This window comes from Microbulbifer sp. S227A (assembly GCF_049800935.1).
Window position 1 is genome coordinate 31,414 of the sequence record NZ_JBNAFZ010000016.1, and the last position, 23,156, is coordinate 54,569.

At 62.6% G+C, this 23,156-nt stretch carries 25 protein-coding genes; 15 read left to right on the plus strand and 10 right to left on the minus strand.

Features of this window, described 5'->3' with window-relative positions; genetic code table 11:
* Nucleotides 1–5: 5 nt before the first annotated feature.
* Nucleotides 6–437: a hypothetical protein gene (locus ACP15R_RS23620; RefSeq protein WP_424988395.1), complete on the minus strand. Its 432-nt coding sequence runs from the start codon at nucleotides 435–437 to the stop codon at nucleotides 6–8.
* A 273-nt stretch (nucleotides 438–710) separates the two neighbouring features.
* Here ACP15R_RS23620 and ACP15R_RS23625 point away from each other — a divergent pair, with 273 nt between their 5' ends.
* The 7 genes from ACP15R_RS23625 to ACP15R_RS23655 all read left to right on the plus strand — a co-directional run bounded on the left by ACP15R_RS23625 (nucleotide 711) and on the right by ACP15R_RS23655 (nucleotide 8,263).
* Nucleotides 711–1,742 carry a LacI family DNA-binding transcriptional regulator gene (locus tag ACP15R_RS23625; RefSeq protein WP_424988396.1) on the plus strand — a complete coding sequence of 344 codons (1,032 nt, stop codon included), beginning with the start codon at nucleotides 711–713 and terminating at the stop codon, nucleotides 1,740–1,742.
* Nucleotides 1,743–1,859: 117 nt separating this feature from the next.
* Nucleotides 1,860–3,167 (plus strand): ABC transporter substrate-binding protein, encoded by a 1,308-nt coding sequence (locus ACP15R_RS23630; protein ID WP_424988397.1) that lies wholly within the window; start codon nucleotides 1,860–1,862, stop codon nucleotides 3,165–3,167.
* Nucleotides 3,168–3,287: 120 nt separating this feature from the next.
* A complete protein-coding gene (locus ACP15R_RS23635; protein ID WP_424988398.1) occupies nucleotides 3,288–4,154 on the plus strand; it encodes a carbohydrate ABC transporter permease in 867 nt (288 codons plus the stop codon).
* Between the two features lie 10 nt (nucleotides 4,155–4,164).
* Nucleotides 4,165–4,995: a carbohydrate ABC transporter permease gene (locus tag ACP15R_RS23640; RefSeq protein ID WP_424988399.1), complete on the plus strand. Its 831-nt coding sequence runs from the start codon at nucleotides 4,165–4,167 to the stop codon at nucleotides 4,993–4,995.
* Nucleotides 4,996–5,007: 12 nt separating this feature from the next.
* Entirely contained in the window at nucleotides 5,008–6,012 is a 1,005-nt protein-coding gene (locus ACP15R_RS23645) for an ABC transporter ATP-binding protein (RefSeq protein ID WP_424988400.1), read from the plus strand.
* On the plus strand, nucleotides 6,009–6,782 hold the full coding sequence (locus ACP15R_RS23650; RefSeq protein WP_424988401.1) for an L-iditol 2-dehydrogenase: 774 nt from the start codon (nucleotides 6,009–6,011) through the stop codon (nucleotides 6,780–6,782). Before ACP15R_RS23645 ends, ACP15R_RS23650 begins: the two co-directional genes overlap by 4 nt.
* On the plus strand, nucleotides 6,770–8,263 hold the full coding sequence (locus ACP15R_RS23655; RefSeq protein ID WP_424988402.1) for a mannitol dehydrogenase family protein: 1,494 nt from the start codon (nucleotides 6,770–6,772) through the stop codon (nucleotides 8,261–8,263). Before ACP15R_RS23650 ends, ACP15R_RS23655 begins: the two co-directional genes overlap by 13 nt.
* On the opposite strand, the gene regB is transcribed toward ACP15R_RS23655, so the two are convergent.
* Nucleotides 8,260–9,657, minus strand: coding sequence for a sensor histidine kinase RegB (gene regB, locus ACP15R_RS23660; protein WP_424988403.1), 1,398 nt, complete (start codon nucleotides 9,655–9,657; stop codon nucleotides 8,260–8,262). The genes ACP15R_RS23655 and regB overlap by 4 nt on opposite strands.
* Before the next feature lie 91 nt (nucleotides 9,658–9,748).
* Between regB and ACP15R_RS23665 the strand changes: the two genes are divergently transcribed.
* The 3 genes from ACP15R_RS23665 (at nucleotide 9,749) to ACP15R_RS23675 (ending at nucleotide 12,168) form a co-directional block, all read left to right on the plus strand.
* Entirely contained in the window at nucleotides 9,749–10,372 is a 624-nt protein-coding gene (locus ACP15R_RS23665) for an SCO family protein (protein ID WP_424988404.1), read from the plus strand.
* 84 nt (nucleotides 10,373–10,456) lie between these two features.
* Nucleotides 10,457–11,011 (plus strand): ActR/PrrA/RegA family redox response regulator transcription factor, encoded by a 555-nt coding sequence (locus tag ACP15R_RS23670; RefSeq protein WP_424988405.1) that lies wholly within the window; start codon nucleotides 10,457–10,459, stop codon nucleotides 11,009–11,011.
* Nucleotides 11,012–11,013: 2 nt separating this feature from the next.
* Nucleotides 11,014–12,168, plus strand: coding sequence for a glycosyltransferase 61 family protein (locus ACP15R_RS23675; protein ID WP_424988406.1), 1,155 nt, complete (start codon nucleotides 11,014–11,016; stop codon nucleotides 12,166–12,168).
* A 9-nt stretch (nucleotides 12,169–12,177) separates the two neighbouring features.
* On the opposite strand, the gene ACP15R_RS23680 is transcribed toward ACP15R_RS23675, so the two are convergent.
* Nucleotides 12,178–12,774, minus strand: coding sequence for an HD domain-containing protein (locus tag ACP15R_RS23680; protein WP_424988407.1), 597 nt, complete (start codon nucleotides 12,772–12,774; stop codon nucleotides 12,178–12,180).
* Between the two features lie 36 nt (nucleotides 12,775–12,810).
* Nucleotides 12,811–13,497: an FkbM family methyltransferase gene (locus tag ACP15R_RS23685; protein WP_424988408.1), complete on the minus strand. Its 687-nt coding sequence runs from the start codon at nucleotides 13,495–13,497 to the stop codon at nucleotides 12,811–12,813.
* 116 nt (nucleotides 13,498–13,613) lie between these two features.
* On the opposite strand from ACP15R_RS23685, the gene ahcY reads away from it, so the two are divergent.
* Entirely contained in the window at nucleotides 13,614–15,008 is a 1,395-nt protein-coding gene (gene ahcY, locus ACP15R_RS23690) for an adenosylhomocysteinase (RefSeq protein WP_424988409.1), read from the plus strand.
* Between the two features lie 237 nt (nucleotides 15,009–15,245).
* Nucleotides 15,246–15,587: a DUF2853 family protein gene (locus ACP15R_RS23695; protein ID WP_424988410.1), complete on the plus strand. Its 342-nt coding sequence runs from the start codon at nucleotides 15,246–15,248 to the stop codon at nucleotides 15,585–15,587.
* A 283-nt stretch (nucleotides 15,588–15,870) separates the two neighbouring features.
* Here the strand turns inward: ACP15R_RS23695 and ACP15R_RS23700 are convergent, their stop codons facing one another.
* The 5 genes from ACP15R_RS23700 to tsaD are packed head-to-tail and all read right to left on the minus strand — an operon-like array spanning nucleotide 15,871 to nucleotide 19,060.
* On the minus strand, nucleotides 15,871–16,266 hold the full coding sequence (locus tag ACP15R_RS23700) for a DUF1761 domain-containing protein (protein ID WP_424988411.1): 396 nt from the start codon (nucleotides 16,264–16,266) through the stop codon (nucleotides 15,871–15,873).
* Nucleotides 16,267–16,307: 41 nt separating this feature from the next.
* Nucleotides 16,308–16,730, minus strand: coding sequence for an EVE domain-containing protein (locus ACP15R_RS23705; RefSeq protein WP_424988412.1), 423 nt, complete (start codon nucleotides 16,728–16,730; stop codon nucleotides 16,308–16,310).
* Nucleotides 16,730–17,002 (minus strand): YciI family protein, encoded by a 273-nt coding sequence (locus tag ACP15R_RS23710; RefSeq protein ID WP_424988413.1) that lies wholly within the window; start codon nucleotides 17,000–17,002, stop codon nucleotides 16,730–16,732. The genes ACP15R_RS23705 and ACP15R_RS23710 overlap by 1 nt, the downstream gene beginning before the upstream one ends.
* Nucleotide 17,003: 1 nt before the next feature.
* On the minus strand, nucleotides 17,004–17,966 hold the full coding sequence (locus tag ACP15R_RS23715) for an NAD(P)H-dependent glycerol-3-phosphate dehydrogenase (RefSeq protein WP_424988414.1): 963 nt from the start codon (nucleotides 17,964–17,966) through the stop codon (nucleotides 17,004–17,006).
* Nucleotides 17,963–19,060, minus strand: a complete 1,098-nt coding sequence (gene tsaD / locus ACP15R_RS23720; protein WP_424988415.1) for a tRNA (adenosine(37)-N6)-threonylcarbamoyltransferase complex transferase subunit TsaD — start codon at nucleotides 19,058–19,060, stop codon at nucleotides 17,963–17,965. Before tsaD ends, ACP15R_RS23715 begins: the two co-directional genes overlap by 4 nt.
* A gap of 74 nt (nucleotides 19,061–19,134) precedes the next feature.
* On the opposite strand from tsaD, the gene ACP15R_RS23725 reads away from it, so the two are divergent.
* From ACP15R_RS23725 to ACP15R_RS23735, 3 genes are read left to right on the plus strand one after another with little or no spacing between them, the layout of a single operon-like run.
* Nucleotides 19,135–19,869 carry a uroporphyrinogen-III synthase gene (locus ACP15R_RS23725; RefSeq protein WP_424988416.1) on the plus strand — a complete coding sequence of 245 codons (735 nt, stop codon included), beginning with the start codon at nucleotides 19,135–19,137 and terminating at the stop codon, nucleotides 19,867–19,869.
* A gap of 53 nt (nucleotides 19,870–19,922) precedes the next feature.
* Nucleotides 19,923–21,113, plus strand: coding sequence for a COG4223 family protein (locus tag ACP15R_RS23730; RefSeq protein ID WP_424988417.1), 1,191 nt, complete (start codon nucleotides 19,923–19,925; stop codon nucleotides 21,111–21,113).
* 10 nt (nucleotides 21,114–21,123) lie between these two features.
* Nucleotides 21,124–22,632 (plus strand): heme biosynthesis protein HemY, encoded by a 1,509-nt coding sequence (locus tag ACP15R_RS23735; protein ID WP_424988418.1) that lies wholly within the window; start codon nucleotides 21,124–21,126, stop codon nucleotides 22,630–22,632.
* Nucleotides 22,633–22,699: 67 nt separating this feature from the next.
* On the opposite strand, the gene cynS is transcribed toward ACP15R_RS23735, so the two are convergent.
* Entirely contained in the window at nucleotides 22,700–23,140 is a 441-nt protein-coding gene (cynS, locus tag ACP15R_RS23740; RefSeq protein WP_424988446.1) for a cyanase, read from the minus strand.
* Between the last annotated feature and the right edge of the window lie 16 nt (nucleotides 23,141–23,156).

Below are 23,156 nucleotides of genomic sequence, written 5' to 3' on the forward strand. Positions count from 1 at the left end.
CCGGGTTACTCGATGATGATTTCGACCCGCTGACTTTCACCGGTGGACCCTGGCTGTTTCAACTCATAGCGCCCGGGCTTGATCGCGACAAACTCGATTTCCATCGTGCCCGCCTCGTCGAACTCCAGGCTGTGGATACCAAACGGACGGATTTCCAGACCGTTCACAACCACTTCGTTGACCCAGATTGCACGGAAAAACCCCGAACCCTCAAGGGCCAGTTCGCCGGTGCCATCCGCCTCGATCTCGATCTCATAGGCCATGCCGGATTTCAGCGTGATCGGACCGTCGGCAATTGGCTTGCCCACCGACAGGGTCAGTTCCGGCAATTCCTGCTTGTTGGATTTCGACAATACCCCGGCAAAACCGAAATCATGCGCCATGGCCGCCCCGCCCAGCAGCGCCGCCGCGCAGGTCATCGCAATAAGCCGTTTCATGTCAAACCTCTCCCTTTGGACAATTATTGTGGCCCACCGGCAATCTCCGGTGCCGGGAAGCAGGATCATGCCGGTGGGCCAGTGCAGATGTGCGGTCTGCGTCGTCAGAATTTCACAAGTGGCGCACAGGTCAACCGCCACCAAAGGCGTAACTCCGCGCGCGCGCTGCCGCCGCAGTGCCGCAACAGCCGCTTGTGGATTGACCTGTCGCGACAGTTTTTAATAGAGTAAAGAAATATCTTTACACGCGGCATGAAAATGGGGTCCTTGCGAATGTACAAGCAAAAAATCCGCAACATGGATGCGTTCTCGACCGTATGCGGCGTATCGCGCCCGACATTATCCAAGTATTTCAACGACCCTGACAGCGTCAAACGCTCGACCCGCGACAAGATCGAACAGGCGCTGGACAAGTACGATTATCGCCCAAACATTTACGCGGTGAACCAGAATCGGGAAAAGACTCGCAACATCGGCATCGTGGTGCCCAACCTTGCGGACCCGTTTTTTTCCGAGATCGGCCGCGTTGTCGAGCTGGCCTGTCATGATGCCGGTTACAGCCCCATCGTGCTCAGCTCACATGGGCGGCCGTCGCTGGAGGCCAGCAACCTGAATTCGTTGCGGTCCCTGAAACCGGCGGGCGTTCTGCTGGCGCCGTTCGGGCGGGTTTCGGATGTGAGCGTGGTCGAGAGCTTTGCCAGGGACGTCCCCGTCGTGCTTTTTGACGCCAACATAGACGGGATCGGCGAGGCTTTTGTCGGCACGGACAACAATCAGAGCGTGGACCTGATGGTCGAATATCTCTGCCGCAGCGGCCAGCCGCCTTGCCTGTTCGAGATGAAATCGCCGCTCAACCCAAATGCCAACAAGCGGCGACAGGCCTATCTGGACAGCATGCAGCGCCACGGTTTCGCCGCGCATGTGCTGCAAGCCGAGGGGACGGGCTGGGATTTCGAGGCCATCGGCAGTGCCGAGGGCGGCAGGATGCTGGCCGAAAACGCCTTTGCCACCAATACCGTGCTATGCAGCAATGACCGGCTGGCGATCGGCATGCTGTCGGCGGCCTATGGCCTGGGCCTGCGCGTCGGGCACGGCACTGATTGCACCCTGCGGATTGCCGGCCATGATGATCACCCCTATTCGCGCTATACCTGCCCCTCGCTCACGACGATTGCCCAGGATTACTCGGCAATCGCGACCCGCGCCGCCCAAACACTTTTTTCCATCATCGAATCGCCGGAAACCGGCTCGGACCGCCGGGAGACCCTGCTGGATGGCAAACTTGTGATGCGCAATTCCGCCTAACCAGTTGAATCCATGTAATCCCTTCCAATTATTTTACGCGCGTAAAAATATTCGTTGACTTGAGTGACGTAAGGTCGCTATCACTATCGGGCAAACTCGAATGGGGGAGGACCCGTAATGTCACTCAAGAAATCACTTCTGGCGGCAACGGCGCTAGGCTGTGCGGCGGCGTTTGGCGCCCACGCCCAGACCACCGTCACCATCGCCACCGTCAATAACGGCGATATGGTCCGCATGCAGGGGCTGGCCGATGAATTCACCGCGGCCAACCCGGACATCACGCTGGAATGGGTCACGCTGGAAGAGAACGTGCTGCGCCAGCGCGTCACCCAGGACATCGCCGCCAAGGGCGGTCAATTCGATGTGATGACCATCGGCACCTACGAAGTTCCGATCTGGGGCGCGCAGGACTGGCTTGTTTCGCTCAACGACCTGCCGGCGGAATGGGATGCGGATGATATCCTGCCCGCGATCCGCAACGGTCTGACCATTGATGGCGAACTCTATGCCGCGCCGTTCTATGGCGAGAGCTCGATGGTCATGTACCGCACCGACCTGATGGAAAAGGCCGGTCTGGACATGCCCGAGGCCCCCACCTGGGCCGATATCAAGACCGCCGCCGAGGCGATGACCGACAAGGAAAACGAAATCTACGGTATCTGCCTGCGCGGCAAGGCCGGCTGGGGCGAGAACATGGCGTTCCTGACCGCGATGTCCAACTCGTTCGGCGCGCGCTGGTTCGATGAAAGCTGGGCACCGCAGCTGGACAGCGATGAATGGGCGGCCACCGTCAACTTCTACATGGACCTGATGAACAGCTACGGCCCTCCGGGTGCCTCGACCAACGGGTTCAACGAAAACCTGTCGCTGTTCCAGCAGGGCAAATGCGGCATGTGGATCGACGCCACCGTGGCGGCGTCATTCGTGACCAACCCCACCGACTCGACCGTGGCCGACAAGGTCGGTTTTGCCCTGGCACCCGACAACGGGCTGGGCAAGCGCGGCAACTGGCTCTGGGCCTGGTCGCTGGCAATTCCTGCCGGGTCGGACGCAACCGATGCTGCCAAGGCATTCGTCGCCTGGGCCACCAGCAAGGACTATACCGCCCTGGTCGCCAGCAAAGAGGGCTGGGCCAATGTCCCGCCGGGCACCCGTACATCGCTGTATGAGAACCCGGAATATGCCAAGGTTCCCTTTGCCGAGATGACGCTCAAGTCGATCAACGAAGCCGACCCGAGCGCACCTTCGGTGCAACCGGTACCCTATACCGGGGTCCAGTTCGTCGCCATTCCCGAATTTGCCGGAATCGCGACCCAGGTTGGACAGGAAATCTCTGCGGCGCTGGCAGGCCAGCAATCGGTTGCAGAGGCGCTTGACAAGGCGCAGGCCCTGACCGTCGACGAAATGGAAGCGGCCGGCTACTAGGCCCCTTCCCCACCTGCGGGGGGGATCGACAGCGATACCCCCCCTCGGGCACCATGAATTCTCCACATTCACATTCTGCCGACGGCTGCCCACGGGCGGTCAACAGAGGAGGTGCGCCCGATGGCAACCCAACATTCCCGATCTGCGGCCCGGTTCATGATGGCCCCCGCGGTCGTTCTGCTCCTGGGATGGATGCTCGTCCCGCTGATCATGACCCTGTTCTTTTCGTTCAAAAAATACCTGCCCCTGCGCGGTGGCGACCTTGGCTGGGTCGGGTTTGACAATTACGTGCGCTTCGTGACCTCGAGCGCGTTCTGGCCCTCGGTGCTTGCGACGCTGCTGATTGTCGGCGGCGTGCTGATCATCACCGTCGTTCTGGGGGTGCTGCTGGCGGTTCTCCTGAACCAGCCGATGTGGGGACAGGGCGTCGTGCGCATCCTCGTCATCGCCCCGTTCTTTGTCATGCCCACCGTGTCGGCCCTGGTGTGGAAGAACATGTTCATGGATCCGGTGAACGGGCTGTTTGCGCATATCTGGAAGTTCTTTGGCGCGCAGCCGGTGGAGTGGCTCAGCGAGGCGTCGATGACATCGATCATCATGATCGTCTCCTGGCAATGGCTGCCCTTCGCGACGCTGATCCTGCTGACCGCGATCCAGTCGCTGGACGGTGAACAGCTCGAAGCCTCGGAAATGGACGGCGCACCGCCGCTCGCCCGTTTCGGGTATATCATCCTGCCGCATCTGGGCCGGGCCATCACCGTCGTGGTGTTGATCCAGACGATCTTTCTGCTGTCGATCTTCGCGGAAATCTTTGTCACCACCCAGGGCTCGTTCGGCACCCGCACCCTGACCTACCTGATCTATCAGCGCGTGCTCGAAAGCCAGAATGTCGGCCTTGGTTCCGCGGGCGGTGTCTATGCAATCATTCTCGCCAATATCGTTGCGATCTTCCTGATGCGCATCGTCGGCAAGAATCTCGACGCGTGAGGAGGAAAACATGGCACGTGGCGTTACAACCCGACGCAAGATCATCAACACATCGGCCGCCTGGACGGTTGGACTGCTGATCTTCTTTCCGATCCTCTGGACCATCCTGACGAGCTTCAAGACCGAAGCAACCGCCATCGCGGATCCGCCGGTCTTCCTCGCCTTCGACTGGACCATGGAGAACTATACCGCCGTCCTCGAACGCTCTGACTATGCGCGCTATCTCTGGAACTCGATCATCATCGCCGGCGGTTCGACCATCCTCGGCATCATCATCGCGGTTCCCGCCGCCTGGTCGATGGCCTTTGTGCCCTCGCGGCGCACCAAGGACATCCTGCTCTGGATGCTGTCCACCAAGATGTTGCCGGCGGTCGGTGTGCTCTATCCGATCTATCTCATCTTCATCAAGATGGGGCTGCTGGACACCCGGCTTGGCCTGACGATCGTGCTGATGCTGATCAACCTGCCGATCATCGTCTGGATGCTCTATACCTACTTCAAGGAAATCCCCGGTGAAATCCTCGAAGCCGCCCGGATGGATGGTGCAACGCTCAAGGAAGAAGTGCTGTACATCCTCACCCCGATGGCCATTCCGGGCATCGCATCCACCTTGCTGCTGAATGTCATCCTGGCCTGGAACGAAGCGTTCTGGACCCTGAACCTGACGGCGGCCAAGGCGGCACCGCTGACGGCCTTTATCGCCAGCTATTCCAGCCCCGAGGGGTTGTTCTACGCCAAGCTGAGCGCCGCCTCGACCATGGCCATCGCGCCGATCCTCATCCTTGGCTGGTTCAGCCAGAAGCAACTCGTCAGCGGCCTGACCTTTGGCGCCGTGAAATAAGGAAACTGACCAATGGGACAAATCCAGCTCAACCAAGTGACCAAATCCTTCGGCGACGTCCAGGTCATTCCCCCGCTTGACCTGACCATCGAAGACGGCGAATTCACGGTCTTTGTCGGCCCCTCGGGCTGTGGCAAGTCGACCCTGCTGCGGCTGATTGCCGGGCTCGAGGACATGACCAGCGGAACCATCGCCATCGATGGCGCGGACGCAACCAACGTGCCCCCGGCCAAGCGCGGCCTGGCGATGGTGTTCCAGTCCTATGCGCTCTATCCGCATATGTCGGTGCGCAAGAACATCGCCTTTCCGATGAAAATGGCCAAGATGCCCGAGGACGAGCAGAACCGCCGGATCGAAGCCGCCGCCAAGGCGCTGAACCTGACCGACTACCTGGACCGCAAGCCGGGGCAGCTCTCGGGCGGTCAGCGCCAGCGGGTCGCCATCGGGCGCTCGATCGTGCGCGAACCCTCGGCCTTCCTGTTCGACGAACCGCTGTCCAACCTTGACGCCGCCCTGCGGGTCGGGATGCGGCTGGAAATCAGCGAGATGCACGAGCGTCTGAAAACCACGATGATCTATGTGACCCACGACCAGGTCGAAGCCATGACCATGGCCGACAAGATCGTGGTGCTGCGGGCCGGGATCATCGAACAGGTGGGATCGCCGCTGGAGCTGTACCACAAGCCGCGCAACGAATTTGTCGCGGGCTTTATCGGATCGCCCAAGATGAACATCATCAGCGGCCCCGAAGCGGCCAAGCATGGCGCACATTCCATCGGCATTCGCCCGGAACATGCGGATGTCAGCACCTCGGACGGCATGTGGAAAGGTGTGGTGGGCGTTGCCGAACACCTGGGGTCGGACACGTTCATTCACGTGCACGAAACCGGCCTTGCCGATCTGGTCACCGTGCGGATCAGCGGCGACATCCCGGTCCGCCATGGCGACACGATCCATATCACCCCGCAGATGGACAAGCTGCACAAGTTCGATGCGCAGGGGCTGAGGATCGAATGAAACGGCTGGCTGGAAAGACAGCCCTGATCACAGGTGCCGCCCGCGGAATCGGGCGCGCCTTTGCCACGGCCTATATCCGCGAGGGTGCGCGTGTTGCCATTGCCGACATCAACATGCAAGGCGCACAAGAGACCGCTGCCGCTCTTGGCGAGGCGGCGATCGCGGTAAGGCTCGACGTGACAGAGCAGGCCAGCATCGATCAGGCGGTTGCCGAAACCGTCGCGGCGTTCGGGCAGATCGATATCCTGATCAACAACGCCGCGATCTTTACCGCCGCCCCGATCACCGAAATCACCCGCACCGATTACGACCACAGCTTTGGCATCAATGTCGCCGGGCCGCTGTTTACGCTTCAGGCGGTGGCGCGGCACATGATCGACGCGGGGATCAGGGGCAAGATCATCAACATGGCCAGCCAGGCGGGCCGCCGCGGCGAGCCGCTGGTTGCCGTGTACTGCGCGACCAAGGCCGCCGTGATCAGCCTGACCCAATCGGCGGGGCTGAACCTGATCGCACATGGCATCAACGTCAACGCCATCGCACCAGGCGTGGTGGATGGCGATCACTGGGACGGGGTCGATGCGTTCTTTGCCAGATACGAGGGTAAACCCCCGGGTCAGAAAAAGGCCGAAGTCGCGCGCGCCGTTCCCTTTGGCCGCATGGGCAGCCCCGATGACCTGACCGGGATGGCCGTTTTCCTTGCCACGGATGAAGCCGACTACATCGTGGCCCAATGCTATAACGTGGATGGTGGACAATGGATGAGCTGATCCCCCTTTCGAACGCCGCCCTGGGCCGGATGCCCGACCGGGTGCGCGTGCCGGGTTATGACCGCAAGGCGCTGAGTGCCGGTATCGTTCACATCGGCCTGGGCAATTTTCACCGCGCGCATCAGGCATGGTATCTGCATCGCCTGTTTGACCTCGGGCTCTGCCATGACTGGGCGATCATCGGTGCCGGCGTGCGCCGCAATGATGCCGTGACCCGGGACCGGCTGATCGCGCAGGATTGCCTGACAACGCTGGTCGAACTGGACCCCGCCGGCATGTCCGCCGAGATCTGCGGCTCGATGATCGATTTCCTGCCGGTCGAGGACGGCAACGGCGCGTTGATCAAGGCCATGACCGATCCGGCGATCCGTATCGTCGCGCTGACCGTGACCGAAGGGGGCTATTACATCGACGCCGTGACCGGTGCCTTTGACACCGCACATCCCGACATCGTGCATGACGCCGCCCATCCCGACAGCCCCAGAACCGCGTTCGGTGCCATGGTTGCCGCCCTGAAACAGCGACGCGCCACCGGCGCCGGGCCGTTCACCGGACAGAGCTGTGACAACCTGCAAGGCAACGGTGCGGTCCTGCGGCAGGCGGTTGTGGGACTGGCCCGGCTGAGCGATCCCGACCTGGCCGATTGGATCGACAACAACTGTTCCTTTCCCAACGCGATGGTCGATTGCATCGTGCCCGCCACCGGCCCCAGGGAACTGGAACTGGTCAAGGGGTTCGGCATCGCCGACGCCGCCCCGGTCACGCATGAGAATTTCCGCCAATGGGTCATCGAAGACGATTTCTGCAACGGGCGGCCCGATTGGGACAAAACAGGCGCAACCTTTACCGACCGGGTGCATGATTTCGAGACGATGAAGCTGCGCATCCTGAATGGCGGCCACCAGGTCATCGCCGTTCCGGGAGAGATACTTGGCATCAATTCGATCGCCGAAACGATGCAAAACCCGGCCATCCGGGGATTGCTGCGCAAGGTCATGACCGACGAGGTTGCCCGCCATGTGGCGCCGGTTCCGGGGTTCACCGCGCTTGAATATCTCGACCTGATCGACCGGCGGTTCTCCAATCCCGAGATTGCCGATACCACCCGCCGCGTCGCCTTTGACGGGTCCAGCCGGCAGACCGGTTTTGTCATCCCGAGTATCCGCGACGGGCTGCGAAGCGGCGCGCCGGTCACCGGGCTGGCGCTGGTCTCCGCGCTTTGGGCGCGCTATTGTCAGGGCACCCGCGAGGATGGCAGCAGCGTCGACCCCAACGATCCGCACTGGGAAACCCTGCATACGACCGCACAAAAGGCCCGGAAGCGACCGCGCGCCTGGCTGGAGATGGAGCAATATTACGGCGACCTTGCCACGCAAACCCCCTTTGCCGAAGCCTTTGACGGTTGGCTCAGCATGATCAACGCCAAGGGCACCGAGGCCGCCATCTCCGCCTATCTGCAAGGCGAGGGCGTTTCGCGCTAGATCTTGATCGGCTGGTTGCGGCCGATCGGTATCGCATTCTCTCCAACAAGCGCGTCGATCTTGTGGCGCGGCCAGACGACTTCGACAATCGCGCCCCGCCGCTCGCTCTTGCCGATGCCGCTGTGATAGGGGTCCGAGCCATTCGCGAAACTCAACTCGGCCCCCGAGCGCTCCAGCAGGGTCTTGGCGATGAACAGCCCCAGGCCCATGCCCTCGTATTCCGGGCGGGCCTTGCTGTCGGATTCGGTGCGGCGGCGGCGCACGAAGGGATCGCCGATCCGGCCGATCATCTGCGGCGGATAGCCGCGCCCGTCATCCATGATCCTGACCGAGATCATGTTCTGGCTCCAGGTCGACTCGATCCAGACATTCGCGCGGGCAAAATCCACGGCGTTCTGGATGAGGTTGCGCAACCCGTGGATCATCTCGGGCTTGCGCAACACCGAGGGCTGCGGCAGGTTTTCGTCAAGATCGAGCCCTTCTTCGAAATGCACGAACTTGCCGCGATGCATATGCGGCTCGGCGGCCTCGTTGATCACCGCCGTCAGCGGTGCCTGCCGCAGGTGCAGGTCATCCTTGCCCGCGCGGCCCATGTCCCGCAGGATGTCGCGGCACCGATCCGCCTGTTCCCGGATCAACACGGCGTCCTCGCGCAGGCTGGGAGTGTCCTCAAGCTCTTCGACCAACTCGCTGCTGGCCAGCTTGATCGTCGCCAGGGGCGTGCCAAGCTCATGCGCGGCGGCGGCAACGACGCCGCCCAGATCGGTCAGCTTCTGCTCGCGCGAGAGCGCCATCTGTGTCGCAACTAGCGCGTCATTCATCGACTGGATTTCCGAACTGATGCGCCGCGAATAGGCCCCCATGAATATGATCGCGATGATGATCGCCGCCCAGTTGCCAAAGATGAAGAAATCGGGGATGCGCAGGATCAGTCCGAATTCCGTGCGCAGCGGGATGTTGAACATCGCCAGGAACGTCACGAGGATGATCGCGCTGCTGCCGATCAGCACCGTCGAACGCAACCCCAGTACCGTTGCCGAAATCGTGACCGGCCCCAAGAGCAGGAGCGCGAACGGATTGCTCAGCCCTCCGGTAAGGTAAAGCAGGAACGCCAGTTGCAGCAGGTCGAACAGGACCATCATGAAATTCTCGAATTCCGAGAGCCGCTTGCTCTCGGGAAAAACGAAAATCGCCACCAGGTTGCCGATCACCGAGATCCCGACCGTCAGGAAACACAGGCCCATTTCAAGCTGCAGGCCAAAGAACTGCGTCGCCGTGGTGATCGCCGCCAATTGCCCCGCGATGGCCACCCACCGCAACAGGATCATCGTGCGCAGCCGAATCCATGTGCTGCGCGGGCGGCCATGCAGCAGGCCCACTTCGGATGCGATCATCTTGCCCCCCCTGACTGGTTGCAACGGCTGACTAAGTTGATAGGAGTCCGCGTCGAAACGTCAACCACATCAGCCCCGGAGTCGCCCCGCCATGTCACGTCAATATGCGATCATCGCTGCCGTCGTTCTGGCGGCGCTTGTCGGGGGTATCTGGGTCGCGACCATGATCGGCGGCCGCACCGAAGACCGGTTCGCCCAGTGCCGCGCCAGCCAGATCGCCGGGGGGGCCGACCAGATCGGCGGCCCGTTCGAGCTGGTCAATGCCAATGGCGAGACGGTGACCGACAAGGATGTCATCACCGAACCCGCGCTGCTCTATTTCGGCTATACTTTCTGCCCGGATGTCTGCCCGCTGGACGTGGCGCGCAACGCCGATGCCATCGACATCCTGCAAGAGCGCGGCAAGACGGTCACGCCGGTCTTCATCTCGATCGACCCGGCCCGCGACACCCCCGAGGTGGTCGGAGATTTCGCGTCGAACCTGCACGAGCGGATGATCGGCCTGACCGGCTCGCCGGAACAGGTGAAAGCCGCTAGCCAGGCCTTCAAGACCTATTACAAGGCCCACCCCGCCGAGGATGACTATTACCTGGTCGATCACTCGACCTTCAGCTACCTGGTGTTGCCGGAACAGGGCTTTGTCGAGTTTTTCCGCCGTGACATGACATCGGATGACATGGCGGATGCAATCGGCTGCTTTGTCGATAACATGTAATTCCGACACAGCGTTTGACCTTTGGCGGACCGCTGTTAATACTCGTCGGACACAATAAGAAAAACTGTCCGGGGGAGGAACCTTATGGCGGAACCAGCACAGCAGGAGATCGGACCCGACAAGTCGTTGTTGCTCGTGGATGACGATGAACCGTTTCTCAGGCGGCTGGCAAAAGCCATGGAAAAGCGCGGCTTTGACATCGAAATGGCGTCATCGGTCGCCGCCGGTCGCGCGATTGCAACCGCAAGACCGCCGGCCTATGCGGTGGTCGATCTGCGGCTCGAAGACGGCAACGGGCTGGATGTTGTCGAGGTTCTGCGTGAAAAGCGCCCGGACAGCCGGGTCGTGGTTCTGACCGGTTACGGAGCGATTGCCACCGCCGTTGCCGCCGTCAAGATCGGCGCGACCGATTACCTGTCCAAGCCCGCGGATGCCACCGACATCACTAATGCCCTGCTTGCCAAGACCGATGAATTGCCGCCACCGCCGGAAAACCCGATGAGCGCGGATCGCGTCCGCTGGGAACATATCCAGCGGGTCTATGAGCTGTGCGACCGAAATGTCAGCGAAACCGCGCGCCGGCTCAACATGCACCGGCGTACCTTGCAGCGTATCCTGGCCAAGCGCAGCCCGCGATAGCGATGCCGGGATCGGCAGAGAGCCAACCCCTGCCCGAGGGCGGCTGGTCGGAAGAGATCAGACAGCTCACGGATGCCACCGTGCTGCCCCCGGTCGAGAACGGCTTCGTGCAGGCCGCCGGCATTCTGGACTGCAACGGTGCCTATTGCGCCCACGGCGCGTTGTGGCGCAAGTTTCGCCCCCTGACAACCGAACCGACCCTCCCCGGGGGCCCGGTGCAGAAGCTGACAGGCCGCTGGTTGTGGGGCGGGGTCCTGTGGGCACATTTCGGCCACTTCCTTGTCGAGAGCACCTCGCGTCTCTGGGCGCTGGCGCATCTCGATCAACCGGTCGATGGCATCCTGTTCATCCCCAAGCGGCCCCGTTCCGGCGAGAACCTGCGCGGGTTCCAGACCGGTTTTCTCGACATGATGGCCCCCGGCCTGCAAATACGTGTCGCCGCCGATCCCGTGCAGGTCGAGGAATTGATCGTGCCGGGCCAGGGCTTTGGCCTGGGCAAGATCACCGCCGGAACCGAGCGGTTCCGCAACGCCATCCATTCCGGCTTCGCGCAGGACATCGCACCGGACGGCCCGGACAAGATTTACCTGTCGCGTTCGGCCCTGGGTCTGGGCAAGGGCGGGTTGCTTGGCGAAGAGCACATGGAAACGCTGTTGCGGGCCGAAGGCTATGACATCTTTCACCCCGAGCAGCATGACCTCGCCACCCAGGTCGCCCGCTACAAAGCGGCGCGCAAGGTGGTCGCCGCCGATGGCTCGGCCGTGCATCTATATGCGATGGTCGGCCGCCCCGACCAGTCGGTCGCCATGATCCTGCGGCGGCAATCGCGCTCAACCAACCTGCTGGCGGAAAACGTCCGGCATTTCTGCGGCACCACCCCGACGGTGATCTCGGCGCTGCGCACCGAATGGCTGCGCAAGAGCCAGAAAAAATCGAACCGGCTTTCATTCGGTGAACTCGACCATACGGTCATCGGCGCGGCGCTGGCGCGGGATGGGTTCATCTCGGAAACCGCGCAATGGCCGGCGCTGAGCGACACGCAACGCAGACAGGTTTTTGCCGACAAGGGGCTGAACCGGTCGGACGATTTCATCGAGAGCCCGTATTTCGTGCGCCAGCGGGTGCGGGCCATGCGGCGGGCCCGGCGCGCGGGTTGAATCCCGGCCTCAGCCCAGTTGCCGCAAAAGCCCGTCATGGCGCGCAACGAAATCGCGGCGCACCTCGACCGGCGGGCGCAGGCGGATGTGAAGGTCGGCAATCAGGCCGCGATCGGGTTTGCCAAAGAACCTGTTGGCCTCGGCCTCGGAAAAGCCGGCGATCTGGGTTGCCTCCATCCAGGCGCTCAGGCGGTCCGCGCGCTTGATCTGTCGCTTGATCGAAACCGGCAGCGCGGCAGGCAGGCCAAACCGGATATGGATGGCCGCCGCAAGCCGCGCATCCAGTTCGTCATACCCCGGTCCGACCGAATCCTTGACCGGCGAGATCATGTCTCCGATCACATATTCGGGAGCATCATGCAGCAGCGCCGCCAACCGCCATTTGACCGGGGCTTTGGGCGCGATCCGGACGAACAGCTCTTCGACCAACAGCGAATGCTCGGCCACCGAATAGGCGAAATCGCCGACCGTCTGGCCGTTCCAGCGGGCGACAAAAGCCAGCCCGTGGGCAATGTCGTCGATCTCGATATCCACCGGCGTCGGGTCCAGCAGGTCGAGCCTGCGCCCCGAGAGCATGCGTTGCCAGGCGCGGTTTTGCACTGCCATGTATCGGCCCCTCCTGTGGCCGGCGGATGATCGGCGTCAGATGTCGACCGGACCGGTTGCGTAGACATGATTGCCATGAACCTTGCCAACCGCCCGGTATTTCAGGTTGCGGAAGGTTCGGCTGATCCAGCGGGCCTGTTCGAAATACTCCAGAACCAGGATCGGCTGCCATAGGTTGATGATGTGATAAGCACCTTGCAGCGCGCTTTTCTCGTGGCCTTCCACATCCAGTTGCAGGATCGAGACCTTGCGCGCGGTCGGCACCGCGTAATCGAGCATCACGGACCCGACTGCGCTGACCCCCTGGCCCGGTGCCTCGACCACGCGACTGACCCCGCCCATCGGGGATCCATCCTTGCGGTGGGTCTGAAACAGCAGTTCGCCCGCCCGGTCGGACACGGCGGAGTTCTGCAATTCGACATTGCCGAGATCATTCAACGTCACTGTCTGTTGCGCGGCGGCAAAGCTGCCGGGGTTGGGTTCGAATGCCCAGACCTTTGCCCCCTTTGCCATGCCGGCAGACAGGCCCGGAAGGAAATCGCCAAAGAAGGTCCCGGCATGGATGATGTCGCCATCGCCACAATTGGCCCGCATGAAATCGATCGTGTCCGGCTCGAATACCCGTCCGGCCAGAACCGCCCTTGCGGCCGGTCGCGACTGGACGGCTGCGGGGATGTGATAGAGGCCGAACCTGTTGCGGCCGATCAGCGCGTCGCCTGCCATATGCTGCCTGTTCCAGCGTTACCCGTACCCTACGGGTTTTGGTCGATGTTGCCGGGACTATCAAGAGATGTTAGGGCGACGCCAATCGATGCAATCAAACTGGAGAGCCCGGGCCAATGTCCGAAGATTATCTCGTCAAAGACATCTCGCTGGCCGACTTCGGCCGCAAGGAACTGGACATCGCGGAAACCGAGATGCCGGGCCTGATGGCGCTGCGCAAGGAATATGGCGACAGCAAGCCGCTCAAGGGCGCACGCATCGCCGGCAGCCTGCACATGACCATTCAGACGGCGGTTCTGATCGAAACGCTGGTGCATCTGGGCGCCGATGTGCGGTGGGCGTCGTGCAACATTTTCTCGACCCAGGATCACGCTGCCGCCGCGATCGCCGCCACCGGCACGCCGGTGTTTGCGGTCAAGGGCGAAACCCTGCCGGAATACTGGGACTATGCCGACCGGATCTTCCAGTTCGAGGAAGGCGGCGCGAACATGATCCTGGACGATGGCGGCGATGCAACGCTGTACATCCTGATGGGGGCCCGCGTCGAAGAGGGCGAAGACGACCTGATCGCGGTGCCCACCTCCGAAGAGGAAGAGGCGCTGTTCGCCCAGATCAGAAAACGCATTTCCGAAACACCCGGCTGGTTCGTCAAGCAGCGCGCCATGATCCAGGGCGTCACCGAGGAAACCACAACCGGTGTGCACCGGCTCTATCAGATGATGGAAAAGGGCCACCTGCCTTTCCCCGCGATCAACGTCAATGACAGCGTGACCAAGTCGAAATTCGACAACAAATACGGCTGCAAGGAATCGCTCGTGGACGGCATCCGCCGCGCCACCGATACGATGATGGCGGGCAAGGTTGCCGTGGTCTGTGGCTATGGCGACGTGGGCAAGGGCTCGGCGGCCTCGCTGAGCGGTGCCGGCGCGCGGGTGAAAGTGACCGAGGTCGACCCGATCTGCGCCCTGCAGGCGGCGATGGACGGCTTTGAGGTCGTGACCCTGGAAGACGCGCTGAGCACTGCCGACATCTTTATCACTACCACCGGCAACAAGGACGTGATCCGCATCGAGCACATGCGCGAGATGAAGGACATGGCGATCGTCGGCAATATCGGCCATTTCGACAACGAGATTCAGGTCGCCTCGCTCAAGAACCACAAATGGACCAACATCAAAGACCAGGTGGACATGATCGAGATGCCGAACGGCAACCGGTTGATCCTGCTATCCGAGGGGCGGCTGCTGAACCTTGGCAATGCTACGGGGCACCCGTCCTTCGTGATGTCGGCGTCGTTCACCAACCAGACGCTGGCGCAGATCGAGCTTTGGACCCGCGGCGACAATTACAAGAACGAAGTCTATGTGTTGCCCAAGCATCTGGATGAAAAGGTCGCGCGCCTGCACCTTGAGCGGATCGGCGTAAAGCTTTCGTCGCTCAGCAAGGAACAGGCGGATTACATCGGTGTCTCGGCGGATGGACCGTTCAAACCCGAGCATTATCGCTACTGATTTTCCGACCGGAACGCAGATGGGCAGCATTCGTCTGAATGCTGCCCATGGTGTTTTGGGGATGCAAAACACGCGAATGCCCGGAACGGCAGGCATTTGACGCATCGGCAGCATCGCACAGAACCGGATTGTTGCCGACGGGAAGCTTTGCCGATATTTCCCCTTTGTTTACCATCCTCTCGCCGTTAACCTCCCTGCGAGCCAATGGGGCTGTGTTTGCAATGCGGGAGTTATTTGATGGGCAAACGTGACGATTTGATTGCGCAATATGCGGACGATCTGAAGACCAAGTGCGGCATGACGCCGGATATGGACCTGCTGACCAAGGTGACCATCGGGTGCGGGCCGGCGATCTATGACGCCGACGCCTCGACCGTCGCGGGATCGCAGCCCGCCGAACTCGAAACGGTCAAGAAGAATTTCCTCATCAAGAAACTCGGGCTCGAAGACGGCCCGGCGCTGTCCGAAGCCATCGACAAGGCTATCGAGACCTATGGCAAATCCGAGCGCAACAAATACCGCGCCGTGATCTATTACATGCTGACCAAGCATTTTGGAAAAGAGTCGGTTTACGGCTGATTTCCAGGAGAATCCCAACCCCGAAACGCCCGTGCCTTGTGCCGGGCGTTTCGCATTTTAGACAGATCGTTCGGGCTTTGCATTTGCGGAATCGGTGGTGGATGGGGTAGCAACAGATACGGCCAGGACGGTCGGGACCTGAGATTTCAATACGCGTGTGGTGAGTAGGTAACACGCGGGGTGAGAGGGAGGGTCCGACTACGTTCGGGCCCTCCCTGAGTTTTCACCAAAGCCGGTATCTTCGATTAACGGCCCCCGTTTGCGCGGCGGCTTTGCCGATCCCTCACAACAGCGCCAGCACTGCACCCATCGCGGCGCAGCCAAGGGTCGCATAGCCGCCATCAATCACGGTCAACCGCAGCGGACGCATTCCATAGGCGTTGTTGATCGCGATCCACGGGGAGATAAGAAACAATCCGACCCCGCCGCCGGCCACCAGACCCGCGCCGAGGGTATCGATCCCGGTCAGCGCAAAGACATGGCGCATCATCCCTGCGACCACCAGCTGCAACAGGAACGTCGCGCCAAACAGCAAGGGTGATTGCCCGCCCTCGGGTTTGCCATCGGCGTCACGCGGGATGCGTGCCGCCTGCATCCACGGCTCGGCCAGCGCCATGTACCACACGGCCCCCAGGACAAAGGACGCCGCGGCGGCGGCGATCACGCTCAGAAACTCCATGGCATTCTCCGTCGCTTGCTCTCTGACGAAACCTTGCCCGATCAATCCGGTTTTGTCTGCCCCATCCCGCAGATGACACGCCATTCTTCGTCGCCTACCGGCTGTACCGAGAGGCGCGAATTCCTGACCAGAACCATCTCGGCAAGCCGCTCCTCTGCCTTGATCTGATCAAGTGTCACCGGCTCGGCAAAGGGGCGCACGGCCTTGATGTCAACACAGTCCCAGCGTTCGTCGTCGGTGGTGCTGTCCGGATGAGAGGTGGCACAGACCTCGACGATCCCGACGATCTTGCGATCCTTCTGCGACAGGTAGAAAAACCCCCGGTCGCCGAGCTGCATCTGGCGCATGAAGTTGCGCGCCTGGTAATTGCGCACGCCATCCCATTCCTCGCCGGAGTCTCCCTTGGCCACCTGTTGTTCCCAACTCCAGGTCGAAGCCTCGGATTTGAACAACCAATAAGCCATCAGCCGACGACCTTTTTCCAGGGGATCAGTTCGACATTCTCGAACAGCCCGGCCTTGGCATAGGGATCGTTTGCCGCCCAGTCGCGCGCGGCATCGACATCGGCAACATCGAGAATGACAAGCGACCCGATCATCGCGCCCTCATCCCCCAGAAGCGGACCCGCCTGCGTCACAACGCCGGTTTCCTCGATATAGGCAAGATGCGCGGCGCGATTGTCGAGCCGGGTTTGCAGGGCGTCTTTCTTGTCACGGGCAATCAGGGCAACGAGCATGTCATTCTTCCTTTAGGGGACGCGCGAGCAGGTCTGCCATGGCGTCGGTGAGTGTCAAATTTCCGTCCAGCAGGCCAACAACCGCGCGGGTAATCGGCATGTCCAGCGCCATCGCGCCGGCCCTGGCACCAACCGCGCGGGCCGTCGCCGCCCCTTCCACCGTCACCAGGGGATCAAACCCCTCGCCCCGGCCAAGCGACAGGCCAAGCCGGTAGTTGCGCGATTGTTCCGACGTGCAGGTCAGCGTGAGATCGCCAAAGCCCGACAACCCGGCGAGCGTCTCGGGCTGCGCGCCAAGTGCCAGCGCCATGCGCTGCATCTCGGCATATCCGCGGGTCATCAGCGCCGCGCGGGCACTGTCACCCAGCCCGGCCCCCATGACCGCACCGCAGGCAATCGCCACCACGTTCTTGAGCGCGCCGCCCAGTTCCGCGCCGATCACGTCGCCCGTGCGATAGAGGCGCAGGTTGGCGGTTGTCAGCTCTTGCTGAAGCCCGCGCGCCAGGGTCGCGTCCCGGCAAGCCAGCGTCAGCGCGGTCGGCAACCCGCGGGCGATGTCATGGGCAAAGCTTGGTCCGGTCAGCAGCGCGGCGCGGGTGTGCGGCAGCACCTGAGCCATCACCGCAACCGGGCCAATCCCGGTTTTCAACTCGATCCCCTTGCAGCAGGCGACCAAAACACGCGTGGCAAACAGGTCCGCATGATCCGCCAGCACCCCGCGCAGTTGCTGCATCGGCACGGCCAACAACACCGTGTCATGCTCGGCGGCCTGTGCCAGTTCCGATGTCACTGTCAGTTGATCGGGCAGCGTGACCCCCGGCAGGCGCGACCGGTTCACCCGGTCTCGCTGGATCACCGACGCCTGTTCGGCGGATCGCGCCCACATGGTCACCGGAACATGTTGCGCCAACGACACCGCCAGCGCGGTGCCAAACGCTCCCGAGCCGATCACGCCGACGCTCATGCCTTGGCCCCCTTGCGGCCGCTGCCGAGCAGGGCGGGGCTGCTTTGATCCAGCGGCCAGCGCGGACGAGCGGCGAGGTCCATGCCATCCCGCGCCCCGGCGCGAAACCGTTCGATCCCGGCATAGGCAATCATCGCCGCGTTATCGGTGCAAAGGCTGAGCGGCGGCGCGAGGAACCGTGTCCCGGCCTCCTGCGCTACGGTCTGCAACGCGGCCCGGATCGCGGTGTTCGCGGCCACGCCACCGGCAACTGCAAGGGTCGGCTCGGACGGGTTCTCGGCGAGATAGAGACCCAGGGCGCGGCGGGTCTTGGCGGCCAGAACGTCGGCCACCGCCTGCTGGAAACCGGCGCACATGTCGGCCCGGTCCTGCCGGGTGATCCCGCCCTTTTCGGCGACAATCTGATCGCGCTGGCGCAAGAGCGCGGTCTTGAGGCCGGAAAAGGACATGTTGCAATCGTCCCGGTCCAGCAACGGGCGCGGAAAGCGATACCGCCCCGGTTCGCCCCTGGCCGCCTCGGCCTGCACCGCCGGGCCGCCGGGCTGAGACAGCCCCAAAAGGCGCGCGGTCTTGTCAAAGGCTTCGCCCGGCGCGTCGTCGATAGTGCCGCCCAGGCGGGTGAATTCATCGGTGCCGCGCACAAGCAGGTATTGGCAATGCCCGCCCGAGACCAGCAGCATCAGGTAGGGAAAGGCGATGCCATCCGTGAGCCGCGGAGTCAGCGCGTGACCGGCCAGATGGTTGACCCCCACAAGCGGCAAGCCGGTCGCGGCAGAAATCCCCTTGGCGCACATCACCCCGGACATCACCCCGCCGATCAGCCCCGGACCGGCGGTCACCGCAACCGCGTCAAGATCCGTCAGCGCCAGTTCTGCGCCCACAAGCGCATCACGCACACATTGATCAAGCTTTTCCGCATGTGCCCGTGCCGCCAGTTCGGGCACGACACCGCCATAGGCGCTGTGCAGCTCGGTCTGTCCGAACACGATCGACGACAGGATTTCGGCGGCTCCGGTCGCGGATTGCCGCACCACCGCGGCGGCGGTGTCGTCGCAGCTGCTCTCCAGCCCCAATACGGTAAGTGTCTGTGCCATAGGCCCGATCATTGCACCCTGTCCCGCCGGGGGGTATCACCCTATGCGGTGCCAAACAATCCCGGTGCGTGTTGATGAAGGATCCGACGGTAACTTTGCTGCTGACCCGTCCGCGCCCCGAGGCCGAGCGGTTCCTGCGGCAATTGCACGGTGATGTGACCCGGCGGATCACCCCGGTTGTCGCCCCGCTGCTGGGGATCGAACCCTGTGGAACGGATGTCGATCTTGGCGGTATCGCGGGGGTGGTGTTCTCATCGGGCAACGCGGTACGCGCCGTATCTGTCGATACACATGATATCCCGGCCCATTGTGTTGGCACGGCGACGGCGCGGCTGGCGGGTGAACGGGGCTGGGCGGTGGGTGCGCTCGGGGCGAATGCCGACGCTCTGGTTGCCGCGCTGATCCGGGCCGGATCGACGGGCCCGCTCCTGCATCTGTGCGGCAGCCATACGCGCGGCAGGATCGCCGAACGCCTGAACGCCGCGGGCTGTGCCACGGCACGGCAACAGGTCTATGCCCAGAAACTGCTCCCCTTTGGCGAGGAAACCCGCGTGATTCTGCGCCAGAGCGCCGGTGTCATCGCGCCGATCTTTTCGCCCCGCACCGCGCGGCAATTTGTCAACCAATGCCCGCAAACCGGGCATCTGCACCTTGTCGCGATGAGCGCCGCCGTCGCCGAACCCCTGTCTGGCATGGCCAAAACGACACTAACGGTTGCGCCAGAGCCGAATAGCGCCAGTATGGCCGCAGTCGTTGAAATGCTTGTACATCGGCACTGCCGGGTTGAGAGTGGCCCGGGCGCACAGTAACATTCGCGTGGGCTTTGGTATGATTGATCTGAGAATCGAAAGGGTAATTAACGGTGGCTGAAAAAAAGACGCCCGAACACGACCAAGACGCCGACGGCCAGACCGAACCCGACAAGACCGACGTCGAAACGGACGCCCCCGACAGCAATGAGAACCATGCAACCCCCGATCCCGATCAGGATCTACAGGATGCTCTGGCCCCGGCCGAACGCGTGATCGAAAAGGAAAAGATCATCGAAACCCGCAGCGGTTTTGGCTCGGCGCTGTTTGGCGGGATCGTTGCCGCCACCATCGGGTTCATTGCCGCCCGTTCGGATGCGATCGACCCCTACCTGCCCGATTTCCTGCGCTCGCAGGACCTGTCGGGCGAAATTGCCGAGCTGCAATCCGGTCTTGCCGCGCAAACCGACGCCGTTTCGGCGGTCAGCGGCAAGGTGGGTGCGATCAAGCTCCCCGATCTTGCTCCGGTCGAGGCCAGCATCGCGGATCTGACCACACAGGTCGCGCCGCTGGGTGAGCGTATCGACGCTCTGCGTGGCGACCTCGCGGACATGGACAAGCGCCTGACCGAAGTGGCAAAACGCCCGATCGACGAAGGCGTGTCCGAAGCCGCGATCGCCGCCTATGAAAAGGAACTTGCCGACCTGCAAAAGGCGATGGCAACCCAGCGTGGCGAGGTCGAGGGGCTGATCGCCGATGCACGCGCCATCAAGGCCGAGGCCGGCGCGTTGGAAGCCAACGCCGCCAAGGCCGCGCAGCAGGCCGCCAACCGGGCGACGATGGCGCAACTGCGCGCCGCGCTGGATGCCGGGGCCCCGTTTGCCGCACAGTCGCAGGAGTTGAAATCCGCCGGTGTGGACGTGCCCGCCGATCTTGAGGAACATGCCGCCGAAGGGGTTGCGACGCTGACCGCTTTGAACAACAGCTTCCCCCCGGCGGCGCGGGCGGCTCTGGCGGCGGCGCGGGCTGAAACAAAAGACGAAGATCGCGGTATCGGCGCGTTTTTCAAGCGCCAGCTTGGCGCGCGCTCGGTCGAACCGCGCGATGGCGACGACCCGGATGCGATCCTTTCGCGTGCCGAGGCCGCCGTTGCCGATGGACAACTGGACGCGGCGCTGTCGGATATCGCCCTGCTGCCCGAGACCGCACAGGCGGCGATGGGCACCTGGGTTGACCGGGCGCATGCACGACAGGTTGCGGTCACCGCCGCCGACTCTTTGGCTGCCAGCCTGAACACCAACTGAAGGACCCGCCATGCTCTGGTCACTATTGAAGATACTGATCTTTGTCGCGATCATCGCGCTGCTCGCCATGGGCGCGGGTTACCTGATGGAATCCGAAGGCGGGGTACAGATCACCCTCGCGGGAACCGAATACACGCTTGGCCCGCTGCAATCGGTGATGGCGGCGGTGGTTCTGGTGGTGTTGGTCTGGATCGGCCTGAAACTGCTGTCGCTGCTTGTCGCGACCCTGCATTTCCTCAATGGCGACGAAACCGCCTTGTCCCGGTATTTTGACCGCAACCGCGAGAAGAAAGGCTTCGAGGCCCTGTCCGACGGTCTGTTGGCGCTGGCGTCGGGCGAGGCAAAGACCGCCATGTCCAAGGCCGCAAAGGCCGAGAAATACCTGCAAAAGCCCGGTTTGACCAATCTCTTGACCGCACAGGCGGCCGAGATGGCAGGCGATACGCGCAAGGCGACGGAAACTTACAAAAAACTGATCCAGGACGAAACCACGCGCTTTGTCGGGGTTCGCGGGATCATGAAACAGAAGCTCTCCGAAGGCGACACGCAAACCGCGCGCAAGCTCGCGGAAAAGGCGTTTCAGCTCAAGCCGCGCCACGAAGAGACGCAGGATGTTCTGCTCAAGCTGCAAGCCCAGGCACGCGATTGGGCCGGGGCGCGCAACACCCTGAACGCCAAGCTGAAATCCGGCAGCCTGCCGCGTGACGTGGTGACCCGGCGCGAGGCCGTTCTGGCGCTCTCCGAAGCGCGGGACATCATCGCCGAAGGCACCGGCATCGAGGGGCAGGAACAGGCCATCGAGGCCAACCGCCTGTCACCCGACCTTGTGCCGGCGGCGGCGATGGCGGCGCGCTCATATATCGCAGCCGACAAGCCACGCAAGGCGATCCGGGTGCTGAAAAAGGCATGGGACGCCCAGCCGCATCCCGATCTGGCCGCCGCCTTTGCCGAGATCAACCCGACCGAAACCGCCCAAGACCGGGTGAAACGGTTTGCCACGCTGACCAATATTCACCCGCAGCATCCGGAAACCCGGCTGGTGCGGGCCGAACTGAACATCGTGGCCGAGGATTTCCCCGAAGCCCGCCGCGCGCTTGGCGATCTGGCCGAAACCGCGACGGATGCTCGTGCGCTGACGTTGATGGCGGCGGTCGAGCGCGGAGAAGGTGCACCGGATTCCGTGGTGCAGGGCTGGCTCGCCAAGGCTTTGAACGCGCCGCGTGGCCCGCAATGGGTCTGCGAGAACTGCAACCACATCCATGCGAGTTGGTCGCCGGTCTGCGAAAATTGCGAAAGTTTCGACACGCTGGCTTGGAAACCGCCCCAGACCAACGAAGTCAGCAGCGCAACGGGCGCGCATATCCTGCCGCTGATTGCAAACACCCCGGAATCGACAGAGATCGTCGCGGAACAAGAGCTTATCGAAGCTGAAACCGACGGCGACGCGCCGCAAGACAGCACCGATCAGAACGGTTCTCGGCCCGACGACGACGCGACCAAGGACAAGCCTGCCGGCTGACCCGGTTGCGATGGCGAATTGACAGGGGCGCCGGCGGATCAAACGCCGCCGGCGCCCCTTGTTCGTGCTACCAGGCGTTGAAACCCAGGTATTTGCCCGACATCTCGAGCCGGACGCGATCGCCTTTTTCACTGGGCACGCGCGAAATTTGCATGTCGAAATCAATGGCCGACATGATCCCATCGCCGAATTCCTCGTGGATCAGCGCCTTGATCGTCGGGCCATAGACCCCGACGATTTCATACAGCCGATAGATGCAGGGATCGGTGGGCACCGATTGCTGCCAGATCTTGGTCGGGCTTTCCGTCAACACCCCAACCGCCTGTTCGGGCAGACCCAACAAGTTGGCCAATGCCAGGGCCTTGTCCTCGGGCATCGCGTTCATTCCAACCGCCGCGGAATGGGTCCAGACCGGCGACATGCCAATCGCATCGGCAATGCCACGCCATTCAAGGCCCAGCTTTTTCTTGGCGGTCAGGATCAGCGCGGTCACGTCCTCGCGCGTCAGGTCGTCAGACAGGGTC